Below are 18,305 nucleotides of genomic sequence, written 5' to 3'. Positions count from 1 at the left end.
GGCGGTGCTCAGGACCCGTTCTTGAGGAAGTCGGGCACGTCCACGTCGTCGAACAGCACCCGGCGCGGCGACTGGGTCGGGGCCGGCAGGGTCGCCGGCGCGGGCACCGGGTTGCTCTGCGGCGCCGGCTGGTTGGTGTTGGTCTTGCGGGTCGGCTCGGCCGCCTTGTACGCCGGCGTGCCGCCGTCGAAGCCCGCCGCGATGACCGTCACGCGCACCTCGTCGCCGAGCGCGTCGTCGATCACCGCGCCGAAGATGATGTTGGCGTCCGGGTGCGCCGCGTCGGTGACCAGCTGCGCCGCGTCGTTGATCTCGAACAGGCCCAGGTCGGAGCCTCCGGCGATGGAGAGCAGCACGCCGCGCGCGCCGTCCATGCTCTGCTCCAGCAGCGGGCTGGAGATGGCAGCCTCGGCCGCCTCGACCGCGCGGTTCTCGCCGCGGGCGCTGCCGATGCCCATCAACGCGCTGCCCGCGCCGCTCATCACGCTCTTGACGTCGGCGAAGTCCAGGTTGATCAGACCCGGGGTGGTGATCAGGTCGGTGATGCCCTGCACGCCGGAGAGCAGCACCTGGTCGGCGGTGCGGAACGCGTCCATCATGCTGATGTTGCGGTCACCCAGGGCCAGCAGCCTGTCGTTCGGGATCACGATCAGCGTGTCGCACTGGTTGCGGAGTTCGTCTATCCCGGTTTCGGCCTGCACCTGGCGGCGCTTGCCCTCGAAGGAGAACGGCCGGGTCACCACGCCGATGGTCAGCGCGCCGAGCTTGCGGGCGATGTTCGCCACCACCGGCGCGCCGCCGGTGCCGGTGCCGCCGCCCTCACCGCAGGTCACGAAGACCATGTCGGCGCCCTTGAGCACCTCCTCGATCTCGTCGCGGTGGTCCTCGGCGGCGTTCTTGCCCACGTCCGGGTTCGCCCCGGCGCCCAGCCCACGGGTCAGCTCCCGGCCGACGTCGAGCTTGACGTCGGCGTCGCTCATCAGCAGCGCCTGGGCATCGGTGTTGATCGCGATGAACTCGACGCCCTTGAGCCCAACCTCGATCATCCGGTTGACGGCGTTGACGCCGCCGCCCCCGATGCCGACGACCTTGATGACCGCCAGGTAGTTGTGCGGAGGTGTCATCTCCGGTCCTTTCCCTTCGAGATTGGCTTCGGCCGACCGGGTACGGCGTGGCCAGCCCAGTGGCCGACAACAGCTGTCACCAGCGAGGATCAGAGGTGAACCCTCACCCTCTACTAGAGGCTTACAGTTATGTCAACCACTGATCCTCTTCGGGGCAACGTAAGCGCCGCCGCCCGATGAGCCAAGGACCTGCCCGGCGTGTCGCAGCTGGAGCGCGACTCGTCACGTCCCCGCACCCCCGTGTCGGTCAGCGGAAGGTCACCACGTCCGGTGAACTCACGTCGATCCGGTCGGCGTCCTCGTCGAGCAGCGACGTGGCTACCCGGGCCTTGTCCGCACCCCGCGTCGCGTCGCCCCAGACCACCGTACGGTCGCCGCGCAGCCGCAGGTTGATTCGGGCCAGGCTCTCCACACTCACGTCCACCAGTTCGTCGCGCAGCTGCGGGGTCAGGGCCGCGAGCACCTCCAGCCCGGCCCGGGTGCCCGGGTCGTCGGCGGCGGGCCGGACCACCCGTACCACCGGCAGCCCGGCGGGGTGGCGGCCCACCGTCTGGAACGCCACGCCGCTGCGGTCGATCAGGGCGAACACCGCACCCTGCGGCACCGCGGCCACCGGCGTCCGTTCGGTCACCCGGACCACGAGCGACCCGGGCCAGTCCCGGGACACAGTGGCCCGCTCCACCGGCGCCAACGCACCGACCCGACGCTCGGCGGCGGCCAGGTCCACCCGGGCCAGCGGCACCCCGTCGGGCACCCCCACCGCGTCGCGCACCTCCACAGGGGTGACGAGCTGCGCGCCCTCCACGGTCACCGCTCGGACCCCGAACAGTCCGGTGCCCAACACCGTCCAGGCCACCAGCCCGAGCAGCGCCAGCACCCCGGCGGCCGCCGCCCACGGCAGCGCCGCACGCATCCGGCGCTGCCGTGCCCGCGCCATGAACCGGCGGGTCGACGGCGGCACGGCATCGCTGCCGGCCCGGACCAGCTGCCAACGCCGTACCGGGCCGCGTCGTGGTTTGCCGCCCTCGGCGCCGCTGGTCCGCCCTCGGGCGGGGCCGGGGCTCATCCGGCCGGGGGCGCCGCACCGTCCGGTGCGGCGGTGCCGCCGAGGGCCGCACCGTCACCACCGGCGGTGGACCCGCCGGGCACCGGCTGGCCGATCGCCGGGGTGGTGGCCACCGGATCGACGGTCGCGGTCGACGCGGAACCCGGGGTACGCGCGCCCAGGGCGACCAGCAACTCGTCGCCCATCAGCGAGATCGGCGGGGCACCCATGGTCACCACGACGTCCCCGGAGCGTGCCCGGCGGGCCACCTCGACAGGCGCCGCCTCCCACGAGTCGACGAACACCTTCCGTTCGGCGGGCAACGGCACCGCCTCGATCAACGCCGCCGAGCCCTCACCGGGCTGGCGCAGCTCCCCCGGCCCGAAGACCTCCAGCAGCACCACCTCGTCGGCGATGGCCAGCGCCTCGGCGATCTCCGCCTGGTTGTCGCGGGTCCGGTACATCCGGTAGGGCTGGAAGACCACTATCAGCCGCCCGTCCCCGGCCACCTCGCGCAACGTCTGCAACGCCAGCGTGATCGAGGTCGGGTGGTAGGCGTACTCGTCGTAGACAAGCACGCCGTCCGCGACGCCCTTGCGCTCGAAGCGCCGCCGCACGCCGGGAAACACCGCGAGCGCCGCCTCCGCGGCCTCCAGAGGCAGCCCCAGCAGGTACGCCGTCAGCACCGCCGAGGCGCTGTTGAGTCCCATGTGCCGACCCGGCACCGGCAGCCGGAACTCGCCGAGCGACCGCCCGTCGATGGCGGCCAGGTAGCGAACCCCCCGCGCCGACGAGACGATCTCGGTGAGTCGCAGGTCGGCGTCCTCCGCCGCGCCGTACGTGTGGACCCGCCGCCCCTCGGCGCGCAGCGTCGCCGCCAACCGCCGGCCACCCGGGTCGTCCGCGCAGGTGATGATGAACCCGTCCGGGTCGGTGAGCCGGGCGAACTCGACGAACGCCGCCTCAAGCGTCGCGTAGTCGCCGTAGGTGTTGAGGTGGTCCGCCTCGACGTTCGTGATGATCGAGACGTACGGGCGGTAGATGAGGAACGAGCGGTCGCTCTCGTCCGCCTCGACCACGAAGTGCTCACCGGTGCCGTGGTGCGCGCCCGAGCCGACCTCGGAGATCTCCCCACCGATCACGAACGACGGGTCCACACCGGCCTGCTGGAACACCATCGTCACCATCGACGTGGTGGTGGTCTTGCCGTGGGTGCCGGCCACAGCGATCGCACGACGGCCGGTCATCGCCGCGGCGAGGGCCTCCGAGCGGTGCAGCACCCGCAGGCCACGCCGGCGCGCCTCGACGATCTCCAGGTGGTCCTGCGGGATGGCCGAGGAGTAGACAACGGTGTCCACACCGTCGAGGTTCGTCGTCTCGTGGCTGAGGTAGATGGTGCCGCCGAGCGCCCGCAGCCCGGCCAGTGACGGCCACTCCCGCAGGTCGCTGCCGGAGACCCGGATGCCCCGGGTGAGCAGGAGGCGGGCCACGCCCAGCATGCCCACCCCACCCACGCCGATCAGGTGGACGGCGCCCAGGTCCTCGGCGGTGAGCGTGCCGGCCGGGGTGAACTGCGCGGTCATCGGGCCACCGCCTCGAGGACGAAGGAGCGCAGCGCCTCGTCACCGTCGCGCCGCCCGTACGCCGACGCCGCGGCGCCCATCGTGTACAGCCGCTGCGGGTCGCGGATCAGTGGGATGACGGCCCGCTCCAGCCAGTCCGGGGTGAGTTCCGCGTCGTCGACGAGCAGCCCACCACCGGCCTCCACCACCGGCAGCGCGTTGCGCTTCTGCTCCTGGTTGCTGTGCGGGTACGGCACGAAGATCGTCGGCAGCCCGATGGCGGCTACCTCGGCGACGGTCATCGCCCCGCCCCGGGCCAGCATCAGGTCGGCGGCGGCGTAACCCAGCTCCATGTCCGACAGGTACGGCAGCGTCACGTACGGCACCGGGAGGTCCGTGGGGATCGGCACCGGCTCGTTGCGGGCGCCCATCACGTGCAGCACCTGCACACCGTTGCGGGCCAACTCCTTGGCGGCGCCGGAGACGGCCAGGTTGACCGAGCGGGCACCGGACGAGCCGCCGGCGACGAACAGCACCGGCAGGTCCGGGCGGAGCCCGAAGTGGGCGCGGGCGGCATCACGCAGCGCGTGCCGGTCCAACGAGGCGATGGAGCGCCGCAGCGGCACACCGACCACGGTGGCGTGCCGCAGCGCCTCGGCCTGGCTCGGTTGGTGCGGAAAGCCCACAGCGATGTTCTTTGTGAACTTCATGCCCAGCCGGTTGGCAACCCCCGGCGGCACGTTCACCTCGTGGATCACCATTGGCAGCTCACGCCGCCACGCGGCCAGGTAGGCCGGCACCGACACGTACCCTCCGAAGCCGACGACCACGTCGGCCCGCACCTCGTCGATCACCTTGCCCGCCGCGCGGGCCGCGGTCCACATCCGACCCGGGGTACGGACCAGGTTCATGTTGACCGACCGGGGCAGCTGGTACGCCGGAATCTGCCGCAGGTCGTAGCCGTGCGGCGGGATCAGCTCGTTCTCCATGCCCTTCGGTGTGCCGAGGCAGGTGATCCGGACGCCGGGGTCGTGTCGGCGCAGGCAGTCGGCGAAGGCGAGCAGCGGGTAGATGTGCCCCCCGGTGCCACCTCCCGCGAGCACCACCGAACGCAGCGGACCCATCAGCGTCTCCTCTCGCTCGCCGACCCCGTGCGGCTCCGGCCCTGCCGGACGCCGCGCGATGCGGCCTGGTCGTCCTGTCGCCGCTCACGGGACCGGGGCACTGACCCTCGGCCAGCCGGCTGCGTCGCCGGTCGGCGACGCCGGCCGGGAAGCGGCGGCAACGGGGCCCAGAGTAGTCGGACCCACCGGGCCGGCGGACGGGCATGCAGTGCTCTGGCCGCATCGGGTTCGGCGCGGGCGAAGGACGCCAGCATGCCGATGCCGGCCAACGTCACGACCAGGGCACTTCCGCCGTCGGAGATGAACGGCAGCGGCAGACCGGTGATCGGCAGCAGCCCGACCACCCCACCGATATTGATCACCGCCTGGCTCATCAGCCAGGTGGTGACGGCTGCGGCGGCGAGCCGCCGGAACGGGTCGTCGACCCGCCGGGCGATCCGCAGCCCGGTGTACGCGAGCACCGAGAACAGGCTCAGCACCACAGCGCAGCCGATCACGCCCAGCTCCTCGGCGATGATCGCGAAGATGAAGTCGTTGTGTGCCTCGGGCAGCCAGTCCCACTTGAGGCTGCTCTTGCCCAGCCCGACGCCGAACCAGCCGCCGTGCTCGATGGCCAGTCGTCCCTGATAGAACTGGTAGCAGGGGTCGCCGCACTGGTCCGGTGGCGGCGGGTTGAGAAACAGTGTGAGCCGCGCCAGCCGGTAGTTCTCCGCGCCGCGCTCGCCGGAGCCGGCGCCCAGCGAGGCCACGGCGACGAGCAGGCCGACGCCGAGCAGGCCGACGACTGTCAGCGCGCCGAAGACGCGCATCCGCACCCCGGCCGCCCAGAGCAGACCGACCACCAGGGCCAGCAGGCAGAGCATGGTGCCCACGTCGTTGTAGCCGACAAGCACGAAGAGCAGACCCATCACCGGAAACAACGGGGTGGCCAGCTCGCGCCACCAGCCCAGCGCCGCACCCTTGCGGGCGACGATGTGCGCGCCCCACAACACGAGCGCGAACTTGGCGAACTCGGAGGGCTGCACCTGGATCCCGCCGATGAACAGCCACAGCAGCCGCGCCTCGATGGGGCCGATCGACGCCGACTCCCGGTGGGTGAGCCGGGCGTACGCGAGTAGCAGGTTGAGCACCAGCAGCAACCCGATCGAGATGATCAGCAGCGGCCGGCCCAGCGACCGGTACGTGCTGGCGGGCAGGCGCTGGCAGACCCAGAACGCGCCGATGCCGATCACCGCGAAGATGGCCTGCTTGGTCACCGAAGCCGAGGCGTTGCCGCCCACGGCGTAGTCCTTCACGCTTGTGGCCGAGAAGACCATCGTCAGCCCGATCAGCAGCAGCAGGCCGGCGCTGGACAGCAGCAGATAGTAGGAGGCCAGCGGCCGGTCCAGCAGCCCTCGCAGCGCGGCAAGCCCGCCGGCGGCGTCCAGCCCGCGCAGCGGCGCCCCGGTCGGCGTGTCCGGCCCGGCATCGCGTCGCGTGGCCCCCGGTTCCGGGCCGCGCGCGTCGTCCGGCGGCGGTGCGCCGGCCTCAGCGGTCCGCGCCCCGCCCGCTGGGCGTCGCGGTCGCCCGCCCGTCCTGTCCTCAGTGCCGAGTTCCTCCCCCACCCCGACATCATCACCGCTGGGCGCGCCCGACAGGCCCACAACGCCCCACCGGGCGTGTCGGCCCCTCTCCCCCACGCGATCTTGCACTTTCGGCCCGGACGGAAGCCGCAGACCGGGACATTCCACGGTCCGAAAGTGCAAGATCGCGGGGCGGGTGGGGTGGGGTTACGTCATGTTCGCGAGGAACTCGCTGTAGAACAGGCCCAGGGCTATGGCCACGCCGATGCCGGCGATGATCCAGAACCGGACCACGATGTTGACCTCGCTCCAGCCGGCCAGCTCGAAGTGGTGCTGCAGCGGCGACATCCGGAAGACACGTTTGCCAGTGGTGCGGAACGAGATGATCTGGATCACCACGGACATCGTGATGATCACGAAGAGGCCACCGATGATCGGCAGCAGCAGGATGGTCCGGGTGGACATCGCCATGCCGGCGATCAGGCCGCCCAGGCCCAGCGCGCCGGTGTCACCCATGAAGATCCGCGCCGGGGACGTGTTCCACCACAGGAAGCCCACACAGGCCCCGGCCGCGGCCCCGGCTATCAGCGCGATCTCCAGCGGGTCCCGCACGGCGTAGCAGTACGACTGGGTGTAGCTCGGGTCGGCGCACCAGTGCCGGTACTGCCAGAACGCGATGAGCGCGTACGCGGCCAGGACCATCACCGAGGCGCCGGTGGCCAGACCGTCCAGGCCGTCGGTGAGGTTCACGCCATTCGTCGCGCCCATCACCACGAAGATGAAGATGATCACCGCGCCGACCTTGCTGACCTCCAGGGCGTCGATGTCCCGGATGAAGCTCAGCGTGGTGCTGCCGACCGTCTCGGTGTTCGTCACCGCGCCCGAGGCGTCCGTCATGGTGCTCGGGAAGTACAGCGCCACCACGCCGAACACCGCGCCGACCAGGATCTGGCCGAGCAGCTTGCCACGCTTGTTCAGCCCGGCGCTGTTGCGCTTGCGCACCTTGAGGAAGTCGTCGAGGAAGCCGACCGCGCCGGAGAACACCATCAAGCCCAGCAGCACCAGCGCGGTGATCGTCGGCTCGACCTGGGCGATCTGCGCGTCCGGCAGGGTCGTCAGGGCCAGGTGTCCGGCCACGTACGCGATGACAGTGGCCAGGATGAAGACCACGCCGCCCATCGTGGGCGTGCCCTTCTTGCCCTGGTGCATGGCCGGGCCGTCGGAGCGGATCGGCTGACCGGCCTTGAGCCGGGTGAACACCTTGATGGCGATCGGGGTGCAGAAGAGCGAGACGAGGAAGGCCACCCCGATGGCGACGATGACCGCCCTCATCGGGTGGATTCCCCGGCGGCGTCGGCGCGCAGCGCGTCGACCACCTCCCAGGTCCGATACCGGGAGCCCTTGACCAGGACGACATCGCCCGGCCGTAACTCGCTCCGCAGCACCTCGACGGCCGCCGCCTGATCGGTGAGCAGCACCGACTCTCCTCCCCAGTTTGCTACCGCTGTCGCGCCTTCGTGGATCGGCGCGGCCGGCTCACCCACCACGAGCAGCCGGTTGACGCCCAACTCGGCCGCGAGTCGGCCGACCTCAAGGTGGCCGTCGCGCTCGAACGGGCCCAGCTCGGCCATGTAACCGAGCACCGCGACGGTACGCCGCCCCTCGCCGAGGCTGGCAAGCGCCCGCAGCGCGACAGCCATCGAGGCCGGGTTGGCGTTGTACGAGTCGTCGATGACAGTGACCCCGTCGGGCCTGTCGAAGACGTCCATCCGCCGGGTCGAGACCAACACCAGCTCGCCGAGCGCCGTGGCCAGCTCGGCGAGCGGCATGCCCAACTCCCGGGCGACCGCTGCGGCGGCGAGGGTGTTGCCGACCTGGTGGCGGCCGGTCAACCCGAGCCGTACCGGCGCGCGCCCCTCCGACGTCACAAGGGTGTACGACGGGTGCCCGCGCTCGTCGAGCGTGACGTCCTCGGCCCGTACGTCGGCGTCCGCCGCCTCGCCGTAACGCACCACCCGTGCCCGGGTGCGGCTCGCCATGGCGGACACCCGTGGGTCGTCGGCGTTGAGGACGGCCAGCCCGTCGGGCGGCAGCGCCTCGACCAGTTCGCCCTTGGCCTGCGCGATTGCGTCCTGGGAGCCGAACTCGCCGATGTGCGACGTCCCGACGTTGAGCACCACCGAGATCCGGGGCGGCACCAGCTCGCACAGGTAGCGCACGTGCCCGATCCCACGGGCGCCCTTCTCCATCACCAGGTAGCGGGTGCCCGGGTCGGCCTGCAAGGCCGTGTACGGGTGCCCAAGCTCGTTGTTGAACGAGCCGGGCGGCGCCACAGTGGCCCCGAGCCGGGTGGCGAGCTGCCCGATCAGGTCCTTCGTGGTGGTCTTGCCCGACGAGCCGGTCACGCCGATCACTGTCAGCTCGGGCAGCCGGTCGACAGCGGCACGGGCCAGCCGGCCCATCGCGGCGAGCGCGTCGTCGACAAGCACCATCGGCACGCCGGGCACCTCGCGGGTGCCGAGCACCGCCACCGCGCCCGCCGCCATCGCCGTGTCGGCGTAGTCGTGCCCGTCGACCTTCTCACCGGGGAACGCCACGAAGAGCGATCCGGCCCCCACCTTGCGCGAGTCGAACTCGACAGGGCCGGTGACTGTGGCGGTCGGGTCGGCGGCCACGAGCCGCCCCTGCACCGCCTCGGCCACCTCGGCCAGGCTCAGGGCGATCATCGCTGACCCGCCGTGTCGCCGAACCGTGCCCGCAGCGCGCCGGCCAACTCGACGCTGTCGTCGAACGGGAACACCTCGCCGGCAACCTCCTGGCCCCGCTCGTGGCCCTTGCCGAGCAGCGCGATGACGTCGCCCGGCTCGGCGAGCCGGACCGCCTCGTCGATAGCGGCCCGGCGACCTGCCACCTCGATGATCCGGGCGGGCGTGCCTGCCGCGTACGCCCCGGCGAGCACCTCGGCGCGGATCTCCGCCGGATCCTCGGTACGCGGATTGTCGTCGGTCACCAGCACCACGTCGGCCCCCTCCGCCGCGGCGGCGCCCATCACCGGCCGCTTGCCCCTGTCCCGGTCTCCGCCGGCACCGATCACACAGATCAACCGGCCGGCGCTCAGCTCGCGCAGCGCCGCCAGCGCCGCCACTATCGCGTCGGCCTTGTGCGCGTAGTCGACGACCCCGCGCACAGGCCCGGCGACGTCCACCAGTTGCAGTCGACCGGGTACGCCACCGCAGGCGGCCACGCCGGTCGCCGCGGTATTCGGGTCCACCCCCGCGCCCACGAGCGCGGCGATGGCCAGCAGCGCGTTGGCGATGTTGTGCCGGCCGGGCAGCGCCACTCCGGCGGCCAGCGCCACGCCGTCCGGGCCGTGCGCGGTGAACCGCTGCGCGTACCCCTCGCCGCCCACACTGTCGGCCCACCAGGTGGCGTCCTGGTCGCCGGCCGCCGAATAGCTGACCGTCGCCGGCTTGTAGAGCGGCTTGAGCGCCGCGTCGTCGTGGTTGAGCACCTCGACCGCGCACCGACCGTCGAAGAGCTGCGCCTTTGCCGCGAAGTAGTCGGCCGTGTCGGCGTGGAAGTCCAGGTGGTCGGAGCCGAAGTTGGTGTAGCCACCGACGGTGAACCGGACCCCGCCCACCCGGCCCATCGCCAGCGCGTGGCTGGAGACCTCCATGACGACGGCTGTCACCCCGCGCTCGCGGGCGGTGGCAAGCATGGCGTGCAGGTCCGTCGCCTCGGGCGTGGTGCGCACGCTGTCGATCACCAGGTCGCCGAGTCGGGTCTCCACGGTGCCGATCAGCCCGGTGGTGTGCCCGGCCGCCCGCAACCCCGACTCGATCAGATACGCGGTGGAGGTCTTGCCCGCCGTGCCGGTCACGCCGATCACTGTGAGCGCGGCCGTCGGATCGCCGTAGACGGCCGACGCCAGCTCGCCGAGCACCGCTCGCGGGTCCGCGACCACGAGCGTGGGCAGGCCGGCCCCCGCTGCCAACTCGGCACCGGCCGGGTCGGTCAGCAGGGCCACGGCACCCGCCTCGGCCGCCCCGGCGGCGAACTCCGCGCCGTGCCGGCGGGCACCGGGCAGGGCCGCGTACAGGTCGCCGGGGCGGACCTCCTGGCTGGCGTGGGTCGCCCCGGTGACGACCACGTCGGCGGCGTCCGCCGGAAGGTCGACAGCGATCCGGGCGGCGAGATCACCGAGCCGTAGGCCGGTCACGGTACGTGGACGTGGATTGCCGGGCACGGCGTCAGACCCTACCCGGTCGTCCGGTTCCGGCCGCACAGCCGCCCCGGTGGTTCGTCGGCACTCACCGATGATGTCCCGCCATTGCTGCTCAGCGCGGATAGACCACGAACTTGGGTGCCGAACCACTTGCCGAAGGCGGAATCCGGTTGTGACGCAGCGTGAACTGCATCATGTCCCGGAAGGCCGGTCCGGCGATCGCCGCGCCCCCACCGGAGGGCGCGTACACGAAGACGGCGATCACGTACCGCGGCTTCTCGGCGGGCGCCATGCCGATGAAGGAGGACACCTCGCCGGGCTGCTTCTTGCCGTCCACGAGCCGCCAGCCGGTGCCGGTCTTGCCGGCCACCCGGTAGCCGGGGACGGCGGCTGTGACACCGGTGGCGCCGTCGACGGTGGTGACCGCCTCCAGCATGGTGCGCAGGGCCGCCGCGTTCTGCGGGCTGAGCACCGAACGGGTCACCGGGGTGGGTCCGGGGGTGCGCTTGCCGTCCGGGTCGATGGTCTCCTTCACCAGGTGCGGCTGCACGTACGTGCCGTCGTTGGCGATGGCGGCGTACGCGGCGGCCATCTGCAGTGGCGTCGCGTCGACGCTGTGCCCGATCGGCACCGACCCGCGCGACGATTCGCTCCACTCGTCGGCGGGCAGCAGCCGCCCGCTGGCCTCGCCGGGAAGACCCTCTCGGGTGGGCTGACCCAGCCCGAACCGCTTCTGGTAGTCGATCAGCCGGTCCGGCCCGAGCCGGTCGGCGATGGTGATGGTGCCGACGTTCGACGAGTAGGCGAGCATCCCCGGAATGCTCATCTTCCGGCCGTTGGCCCGGTGGGTGTCGGAGAACCAGGTGTCGCCCTTCTTGATGCTGTTGGCGATGGGCAGCGTCGTGTCCGGGGTGATCACCCCCTCCTGGAGCGCCGCACCGAAGGTGATCGCCTTGTGCACCGAGCCGGGATCCACCACGAAACTCGTCGCGGCGTCCTCCCGGGCGACCGGGTCGCTGTCCGCGGGCTTCTTCGCGTCGTACGTGGGATGACTCGCCTGGGCCAGCACCTCACCGGTGGGCACGTCGATGATCACCGCCGCGGCGGTGCCACCACGCTGCTGGGCCATCCCCGCACTGAGGATCTGTTGCGTCTTGAACTGGAGGTCCCGGTCGATGGTCAGGCACAACGAGCTGCCCGGATTGGCCGGAGTGGTCTTGCTGTAGCCGCCGGGGATCGGCGCGGCCAGGTCGCTGCGGCCTGCCTCGTACACCCGTTTGCCGTCCTGACCGGCGAGCTGCTCGTCGTAGCGGGCCTCCAGCCCTTCCAACCCGACCATGTCCTGGCTTGTGAAACCGATGAGGTTGGCCGCCAGGTCACCGCCGGGGACCTCGCGGCGCTCGTCGCGGTGCACCCCGATGCCGGGCAGTTCCAGCGCCAGCACCTGCTTGGCTGTCGGGATCTCCACACCGCGCGCCAGGTACTCGAACCGGGACGGGTTGCCGTTCTCCAGCTTGCGGGGCTTCATGAGCGTGGTGAGCTTGGAGGCCGGGATGCCGAGCAGCGGGGAGAGCGCCTTCGCCGTGGCGGGCCCGTCCTTGATCTCGACCGGGTCGGCGAAGACGTACCGCGCCTCGACGCTGTGGGCGAGCGGCTCGCCGGTGCGGTCGTAGATCGCCCCGCGCGGCGCTGGCAGTTCCACGGTGCGGGTCCGGTCGGCGACGCCCGCCCCGGCGTACGCCGGGGCGTCGACCGCCTGTAGGAAGATCAGCCGGATCCCGATGGTGACGAACAGCGCCAGGGTGAGCACTGTGCCCAGCCGCAGCCGCAGGCGCGGGTCGGCGAGCTTCGGCGGGCGCGGCGGCTTGCGTGACGGCCGCCGGGCCGCCGGGCGGTCGGTGCGGCCGGGCGTCCTCGGCGTGGTCCGGCGACGCGGCGGCGGCTCGTCGCCGGCCGGGCGTCGCGGGGTACGCGGCGCGACGGTGCGCACCACGCCGCCACGTCCGGCGGCCGGGGCGTCGCGCCGGCCGGACCGGGCGGCGGCGCGACCGCCGTCGAGCACCTGCAACGCGGGGCGGAACGGGTCGCCGGACCTGGTGCTCCGCGGGGTACGTCGCTGCTCGGCGCCCCCGCTGCGCGCTGGCGTGCCGCGCTCCTCGCGGACCGTCCGACCCCTCGGGGTGTACGCCCGCGCGCCGGAGATGCCTCCGATGCCCGGCTCGTCGGGCCGAGGCTCCCCGTCGGCGGGGTTGGCGTCACGCGAAGAGCCGCGCCGGGCTCCCTTGGGATCCCGGCGCGGCTCGTCCGACCTTGGCGGCACCGGTCAGCCTCCCGCACCCTGACTGGTCACCGACGGCTCACCGGTCGCCGGCTTCGGCACGCCGATGGACTTTCCGTCCGGCAACCGGATGTACGCCGGCTCGACGTCCACCAGGCCCAGCCGCCGCGCCTCGGCGGTCAGGTTGCCGGGTGCCTTCGCCTCGGCGATCTGCTTGTCCAACTGCTGCTTCTCCAGGTCCAGCCGGGCCTGCTGCTGCTGCAGCTTCTCCAGCCGGAACGCGTTCTCATTGATCTTGGTGTTGACCGCCAGGATGCCCAGCACCCCGCCGACGACCAGCACCACGATCAGCGCCGCGAACGGCGCACGCGGCACCGACACCGGCGGCGGCGGTGCCACCCGCAGCCGGGGCGGGCGGGCGGTGGGCGCGGCGGTGGCCTTCTCGGCCGGTCGCAGCGCGGCGCTGCCCTGGGTGGGGAACTCGCGCGCCCCCCGGGCGCGAGCCTCCCCCTGCCGGTTGACTCGATCGATGCGTGGCGTACCGTTCTCCACGCGCGTGGCTCGCTCCGCCGCGGTCCGGCCCCCCGACCGCGGTGCGCGCTGCCCGCCGCCGGTTACGCCCCGGCGGTCGCGCTTGTCAATGCTCATGTCCCCTCCCCCTCAACGTCCGTCCCTCTGTGGGTCGACGTCTGCGGACCCCCCACGGATCACGCAGACCCCGTCCCCGGTTGGTGCATCCCCTTCACCCGTCGGCGGGACCGTTCGCGGTCGGTCCGCCCCTGCTCTGTCGCGTTCGGATCGAGTCGTTCCGCTGCCCGTAGCCGCACCGAGGCGGCACGCGGGTTCGCAGCGACCTCCGCCTCCCCGGGAAGCTCCGCGCCCCGGCTGAGCAGCCGGAACGTCGGACCTGACCCGGGAAGCTCGACCGGGAGGTCGATCGGGCCCTTGCTACGGACCCGTTCCGCGAGCGCCGCCTTGGTGAGCCGGTCCTCCAGCGAGTGGTAGGACAGGACCACCATGCGACCGCCCACGGTCAGAGCGTCGAGCGCGGACGGCAGCGCTGTCTCCAGCGCTGCCAGCTCTCTGTTTACCTCGATCCGCAAAGCCTGAAACGTTCTCTTTGCCGGGTGTCCACCCGTTCGTCGCGCTGGTGCCGGAATGGAATCCCGAACCAGCTCCGCCAGCCGCGCCGACGAGGTGATCCGGGCACGTTCCCGCTCCCGGATGATCGCCGAAGCGATCCGGCCGGCGAACTTCTCTTCGCCGTAGACCCGCAGCACACGGGCCAGATCCGGATGGCCGTAGGTGTTGACCACCTCCTCGGCGGTCACCCCCCGCGTCTGGTCCATCCGCATGTCAAGCGGGGCGTCCTGCGCGTAGGCGAACCCGCGGTCGGGCGCGTCCAACTGCAACGACGAGACACCCAGGTCGAACAGGATTCCGTCGATGCCCGGATAACCCAGCCGGGCCAGCACGTCCGGCAACTCGTCGTAGACGGCGTGCTCCAGGTGCACCCGGTCGGCGAAACGCGCCAGCCGGACCCGCGCGTGAGCGAGCGCCTCGGTGTCCCGGTCGAGCCCGATCAGGACCGTCTCCGGGTGCGCCTCCAGCACCGCCTCCGCATGCCCGGCCAGGCCGAGCGTCGCGTCGACGTGGATCGTCCGGCCGCCTCGACCCAGCGCGGGGGCCAGCAGCTCGAGGCACCGCTCAAGCAGCACCGGCACGTGCGTGCCGCGTAGCTCCCCCATGTTGACCCCCACTGGTTGAAACGTCCGTTCTTCTCCTGCGTCTGTCGTGGCGACGGCGCTGCCGTCGTACCGCCAGATCCCCATCCGCTCCCGCCGGCCACCGGACCACCCGATGACTGGATCGTGCGCCTGGCACCGGGGAAGGGATGCCAGGAACTCGAAAGCGGCTGGAGATCTCGCAGTACGTCGGGCGCCGTTCCGCCCTACAGTCCGCCGGGCAGCACCCCCTCCTCGATGTCGGCGAAGTCGTCTTCGCTCTCGGCGAGGTAGGTCTCCCAGGCGCCCTTGTCCCAGATCTCCACCCGCGTGCTCGCGCCGATCACCACAAGGTCCCGGTCGAGCGCGGCGTACTCCCGCAGGTGGGCGGGGATGGTTACCCGGCCCTGCTTGTCCGGCACCTCGTCGTGCGCGCTGGCGAAGAAGACCCGGCTGTAGGCCCGGGCCGCCTTGTGTGTCATCGGCTGCGCGCGCAACTGCTCCGCGATGCGCTGGAACTCAGGTGTCGGAAAGACATAGAGACAGCGATCCTGCCCTTTGGTGACCACGACACCCCCCGCCAGCTCATCCCGGAACTTCGCCGGAAGGATCAACCGGCCTTTGTCGTCCAGGCGCGGAGTATGGGTGCCGAGGAACATCGGCCCAACCCCCTCGCCCTGAAGCGGCGTTCGCGGCGCCGCTGACCCCCCGGGCCGGTGAGCCCTCCCGGCCTCACCATTGGGCCCCACTCTACTCCACTTCCCTCCACCTGCAACCAGAATCGCCCGCGTGGCGTGGCCGATCCCCGGGTAAAACAGCACGTCACGCGGGGTGGAGCGGAGTGGAGGGCTGGAGGGCCCACCGGGCGCGGTCCGCTTTCCGACATAGATCGACTCCGTCCGGTGGAGGTCGACCCGGCCGCCCACACACCCACCACGGCCGAACGGTTCGGCGTCGGCGGCGATCTGGCGGGGTCACCGGTCCGGTAACCTCGCTCGCGTGACGGACGCGAAAATGCCCCTACGGGCGAAGGTGGCCAGCTCCGTGTCACGGACCGCCGCAGCGCTCTCCCGGGCGGCCGGACGTGGCGACGGTTCGGTGATCGGCGGGTGGATCGGGCTGAAGATCGACCCGGATCTACTGGCGCACCTGTCGGCCGGACGCGCCATCGCGCTCGTCTCCGGCACCAACGGCAAGACAACCACCACCCGGCTGACCGCCGCCGCCGTCGGCGTGCTCGGGCGTGTCGCCACCAACTCCTTCGGCGCGAACATGCCCACCGGGCACACCTCGGCGTTGGCGAAGGCCGGCAGCACCCCGTACGCGGTGCTGGAGGTCGACGAGCACTACCTCGCCCAGGTGCTGGAGTCGACAGAGCCGCACGTGGTCGCGCTGCTGAACCTCTCCCGCGACCAGCTCGACCGCGCCAAGGAGGTCGCCATGATGGCGCAGCTCTGGCGTGCGGCGCTGGTCCGGCACACGAACGTACGGGTGGTGGCCAACGCCGACGACCCGATGGTGGTGTGGGCAGCCACCCCGCCCGCCGACCCGGCCAGCGGCATCAACCCGCCGCACGTGACCTGGTTCAGCGCCGGCCAACGCTGGCACGACGACTCCTGGGTCTGCCCCGAGTGCGGTTCCACGATCCAGCGCTCCGGTGACCAGTGGTGGTGCACCGGCTGCGCGCTGCGCCGACCGGAGCCGCAGTGGGTCGTCGAGGACGAGGGCGTGCTCGACCCCACCGGCGCCTGGCACAAGGTCTCCCTCCAGCTACCCGGCAAGGTCAACCTCGGCAACGCGGCGACCGCGCTGGCCGTGGCAGCCGAATTCGGCGTACGCCCCGTCGACGCGGTGTCCCGCCTCGGCATCGTCACGTCGGTGGCCGGCCGTTACGCCCAGGTAGAGAAGGACGGGCGCAACATCCGGCTGCTGCTGGCCAAGAACCCGGCCAGTTGGCTGGAGGCGTTCGACATGGCCGACGAGGCGCCGACGCTGCTCTCCATCAACGCGCGCGACCCCGACGGGCTGGACACCTCCTGGCTCTTCGACGTCGACTTCGCCCCGCTGCGCGGGCGGCAGGTGTTGATCACCGGCGACCGGGCGTACGACCTGGCGGTCCGGTTGGACGTCAACGACGTGCCGTTCCAGCATGTGCGTACCTTCAGCGACGCGATCCGGTCGGTCCCGCCCGGGCGGCTGGAGGTCATCGCGAACTACACCGCGTTCCAGGACATCCGAGCGGAGTTGGACCGTGTCAACTGAGAGCCTGCGCATCGTCTGGATCTACCCCGACCTGCTCTCCACCTACGGCGATCGGGGCAACGCGCTGATCCTGGCCCGGCGGGCCCGCCAGCGCGGCATGCCGGTCGAGGTGCTGGAGGTCCGCTCCGACCAGCAGTTGCCCGCGACCGCCGACATCTATCTGGTCGGCGGCGGTGAGGACGGCCCGCAGGCGCTGGGTGCGCAGCGGCTGATCGCCGACGGCGGCCTGCACCGGGCGGTCGCCCAGGGCGCCGTGGTGTTCGGCGTCTGCGCCGGCTACCAGTTGCTCGGCACGTCGTTCTTCGCGAAGGGCGTGCAGTGCCGTGGCCTGGAGTTGCTGGACCTGCAGTCCGACCGTGGCCCCAGCCGGGCCGTCGGCGAGCTGGCCGGTGAGATCGACCCTCGCCTGGGCCTGCCCGCGTTGACCGGTTTCGAGAACCACGGTGGCCGCACCCACCTCGGCCCGGAGGTCTCCCCACTGGCCCGGGTCAGCGCCGGCGTCGGCAACGACGGCACCACCGAGGGCGCCTGGCGCGGCAAGCTGCTCGGCACGTACTCGCACGGCCCCGCGCTGGCCCGCAACCCGGCCCTGGCCGACCTGCTGCTGCGCTGGGCCACCGGGGCGCACCAGCTCCCGCCGCTGGACGACACCTGGTCGGACCGGCTCCGCGCGGAGCGTCGCACCGCAGTGGCCGCCGCCCGGGCATGATCCGTGCTGTCCGACGGCTGCTCCGGCAGCCGTCGGCCGCCCGGTTCGCCCTGCTCGTACTGCTGATCGCCACCTGCGGACTGCTGCTGCTCCTGGTGCCCCGACCCGATCTGGCGGAGCTTCCCCGGCTTGCCGACCAGCTCGGTGACCTAGCCCCCGTGGCGGCGATCGTCGGCGGGGCGCTGCTGCTGGTCGCGCTGGTCCCCCGGACCTTCGTCACGCTGGCCGCCGGCGCGATCTTCGGCCCTCTCGAAGGTGCCGCCTACGCCCTGGGCGCCGCTCTGGTGGCGGCGGCCATCGGGTTCACGGTCGGCCGGCTGCTCGGTCGGGAGTTCGTCGCCGAGCGGGTCCGCGGCAGACTGGCCCGCCTCGACAGGTGGTTCGCGCGGCAGAGTGTGTTCGGGGTGGTCACCGTCCGGCTGCTGCCGGTCGCCGGCTTCGGGCTGGTCAGCTACGGCTACGGCACCACCGCCGCCCGGCTGGCGCCGTTCCTGACCGGCAGCGTGATCGCGTCCGCGCCCACCGCCTTCGGGTACGCAGCGATCGGCGCGGCCGTCAGCACCCCAGGCCAGATCAACTGGTACGCCGCCGCCCCGGCGAGCCTCGGCCTGATCGCCAGCCTCGTGCTTGTCCACCAGTGGTGGCGCGCCCAACGACGGGGTGCCCCAGGTCCGACCGGCTGACCGGCGT

The 18,305-nt window shown here is 72.0% G+C and carries 15 protein-coding genes; 3 read left to right on the top strand and 12 right to left on the bottom strand.

The features are described 5' to 3' along the window. Window positions 1-8 precede the first annotated feature (8 nt). The 12 genes from ftsZ to mraZ all read right to left on the bottom strand — a co-directional run bounded on the left by ftsZ (window position 9) and on the right by mraZ (window position 15,303). Complete coding sequence (ftsZ, locus tag F4558_RS04650) at window positions 9-1,124, bottom strand: cell division protein FtsZ (protein ID WP_053658097.1); 1,116 nt, start codon at window positions 1,122-1,124, stop codon at window positions 9-11. Window positions 1,125-1,371: 247 nt separating this feature from the next. Next, window positions 1,372-2,190, bottom strand: a complete 819-nt coding sequence (locus tag F4558_RS04645; RefSeq protein ID WP_053658095.1) for a cell division protein FtsQ/DivIB — start codon at window positions 2,188-2,190, stop codon at window positions 1,372-1,374. Next, complete coding sequence (gene murC, locus F4558_RS04640; RefSeq protein ID WP_053658094.1) at window positions 2,187-3,752, bottom strand: UDP-N-acetylmuramate--L-alanine ligase; 1,566 nt, start codon at window positions 3,750-3,752, stop codon at window positions 2,187-2,189. Before murC ends, F4558_RS04645 begins: the two co-directional genes overlap by 4 nt. Continuing rightward, window positions 3,749-4,855, bottom strand: a complete 1,107-nt coding sequence (murG, locus tag F4558_RS04635; RefSeq protein WP_053658093.1) for an undecaprenyldiphospho-muramoylpentapeptide beta-N-acetylglucosaminyltransferase — start codon at window positions 4,853-4,855, stop codon at window positions 3,749-3,751. The genes murC and murG overlap by 4 nt, the downstream gene beginning before the upstream one ends. After that, complete coding sequence (locus F4558_RS04630) at window positions 4,855-6,282, bottom strand: FtsW/RodA/SpoVE family cell cycle protein (protein WP_197281606.1); 1,428 nt, start codon at window positions 6,280-6,282, stop codon at window positions 4,855-4,857. The genes murG and F4558_RS04630 overlap by 1 nt, the downstream gene beginning before the upstream one ends. Window positions 6,283-6,624: 342 nt before the next feature. Then, window positions 6,625-7,749: a phospho-N-acetylmuramoyl-pentapeptide-transferase gene (mraY, locus tag F4558_RS04625; protein WP_053658091.1), complete on the bottom strand. Its 1,125-nt coding sequence runs from the start codon at window positions 7,747-7,749 to the stop codon at window positions 6,625-6,627. Continuing rightward, window positions 7,746-9,143, bottom strand: a complete 1,398-nt coding sequence (locus F4558_RS04620) for a UDP-N-acetylmuramoyl-tripeptide--D-alanyl-D-alanine ligase (RefSeq protein WP_053658089.1) — start codon at window positions 9,141-9,143, stop codon at window positions 7,746-7,748. Before F4558_RS04620 ends, mraY begins: the two co-directional genes overlap by 4 nt. Then, window positions 9,140-10,702, bottom strand: a complete 1,563-nt coding sequence (locus tag F4558_RS04615) for a UDP-N-acetylmuramoyl-L-alanyl-D-glutamate--2,6-diaminopimelate ligase (RefSeq protein ID WP_082377589.1) — start codon at window positions 10,700-10,702, stop codon at window positions 9,140-9,142. The genes F4558_RS04620 and F4558_RS04615 overlap by 4 nt, the downstream gene beginning before the upstream one ends. Window positions 10,703-10,754: 52 nt before the next feature. Next, window positions 10,755-12,962, bottom strand: coding sequence for a penicillin-binding transpeptidase domain-containing protein (locus F4558_RS04610; protein WP_167943289.1), 2,208 nt, complete (start codon window positions 12,960-12,962; stop codon window positions 10,755-10,757). Window positions 12,963-12,965: 3 nt separating this feature from the next. Continuing rightward, on the bottom strand, window positions 12,966-13,568 hold the full coding sequence (gene ftsL / locus F4558_RS04605; protein ID WP_167943288.1) for a cell division protein FtsL: 603 nt from the start codon (window positions 13,566-13,568) through the stop codon (window positions 12,966-12,968). A 59-nt stretch (window positions 13,569-13,627) separates the two neighbouring features. Next, a complete protein-coding gene (gene rsmH / locus F4558_RS04600) occupies window positions 13,628-14,668 on the bottom strand; it encodes a 16S rRNA (cytosine(1402)-N(4))-methyltransferase RsmH (protein ID WP_053658338.1) in 1,041 nt (346 codons plus the stop codon). Between the two features lie 203 nt (window positions 14,669-14,871). Continuing rightward, window positions 14,872-15,303: a division/cell wall cluster transcriptional repressor MraZ gene (gene mraZ / locus F4558_RS04595; RefSeq protein WP_053658083.1), complete on the bottom strand. Its 432-nt coding sequence runs from the start codon at window positions 15,301-15,303 to the stop codon at window positions 14,872-14,874. 355 nt (window positions 15,304-15,658) lie between these two features. Here mraZ and F4558_RS04590 point away from each other — a divergent pair, with 355 nt between their 5' ends. From F4558_RS04590 to F4558_RS04580, 3 genes are read left to right on the top strand one after another with little or no spacing between them, the layout of a single operon-like run. Continuing rightward, window positions 15,659-16,906: a MurT ligase domain-containing protein gene (locus tag F4558_RS04590; protein ID WP_053658081.1), complete on the top strand. Its 1,248-nt coding sequence runs from the start codon at window positions 15,659-15,661 to the stop codon at window positions 16,904-16,906. Further along, window positions 16,896-17,615, top strand: a complete 720-nt coding sequence (locus tag F4558_RS04585; protein WP_053658079.1) for a type 1 glutamine amidotransferase — start codon at window positions 16,896-16,898, stop codon at window positions 17,613-17,615. Before F4558_RS04590 ends, F4558_RS04585 begins: the two co-directional genes overlap by 11 nt. Beyond that, window positions 17,612-18,298, top strand: coding sequence for a TVP38/TMEM64 family protein (locus F4558_RS04580; protein WP_167943287.1), 687 nt, complete (start codon window positions 17,612-17,614; stop codon window positions 18,296-18,298). The genes F4558_RS04585 and F4558_RS04580 overlap by 4 nt, the downstream gene beginning before the upstream one ends. The last annotated feature ends 7 nt before the right edge of the window (window positions 18,299-18,305 follow it).

This window comes from Micromonospora profundi, assembly GCF_011927785.1.
In the GTDB taxonomy this organism is placed as follows: domain Bacteria; phylum Actinomycetota; class Actinomycetes; order Mycobacteriales; family Micromonosporaceae; genus Micromonospora; species Micromonospora profundi.
The sequence above is the reverse complement of the archived record's forward strand: the minus strand, read 5'-3'. Positions and strand labels throughout refer to the sequence as shown.

What these genes read in the sequence shown, in the direction of transcription:
- rsmH (WP_053658338.1), bottom strand. Translation starts at nt 14,668, where the DNA reads ATGGGGGAGCTACGCGGCACGCACGTGCCGGTGCTGCTTGAGCGGTGC.
- ftsZ (WP_053658097.1), bottom strand. Translation starts at nt 1,124, where the DNA reads ATGACACCTCCGCACAACTACCTGGCGGTCATCAAGGTCGTCGGCATC.
- F4558_RS04645 (WP_053658095.1), bottom strand. Translation starts at nt 2,190, where the DNA reads ATGAGCCCCGGCCCCGCCCGAGGGCGGACCAGCGGCGCCGAGGGCGGC.
- murG (WP_053658093.1), bottom strand. Translation starts at nt 4,855, where the DNA reads ATGGGTCCGCTGCGTTCGGTGGTGCTCGCGGGAGGTGGCACCGGGGGG.
- mraZ (WP_053658083.1), bottom strand. Translation starts at nt 15,303, where the DNA reads ATGTTCCTCGGCACCCATACTCCGCGCCTGGACGACAAAGGCCGGTTG.
- ftsL (WP_167943288.1), bottom strand. Translation starts at nt 13,568, where the DNA reads ATGAGCATTGACAAGCGCGACCGCCGGGGCGTAACCGGCGGCGGGCAG.
- F4558_RS04590 (WP_053658081.1), top strand. Translation starts at nt 15,659, where the DNA reads ATGCCCCTACGGGCGAAGGTGGCCAGCTCCGTGTCACGGACCGCCGCA.
- murC (WP_053658094.1), bottom strand. Translation starts at nt 3,752, where the DNA reads ATGACCGCGCAGTTCACCCCGGCCGGCACGCTCACCGCCGAGGACCTG.
- F4558_RS04580 (WP_167943287.1), top strand. Translation starts at nt 17,612, where the DNA reads ATGATCCGTGCTGTCCGACGGCTGCTCCGGCAGCCGTCGGCCGCCCGG.
- mraY (WP_053658091.1), bottom strand. Translation starts at nt 7,749, where the DNA reads ATGAGGGCGGTCATCGTCGCCATCGGGGTGGCCTTCCTCGTCTCGCTC.
- F4558_RS04620 (WP_053658089.1), bottom strand. Translation starts at nt 9,143, where the DNA reads ATGATCGCCCTGAGCCTGGCCGAGGTGGCCGAGGCGGTGCAGGGGCGG.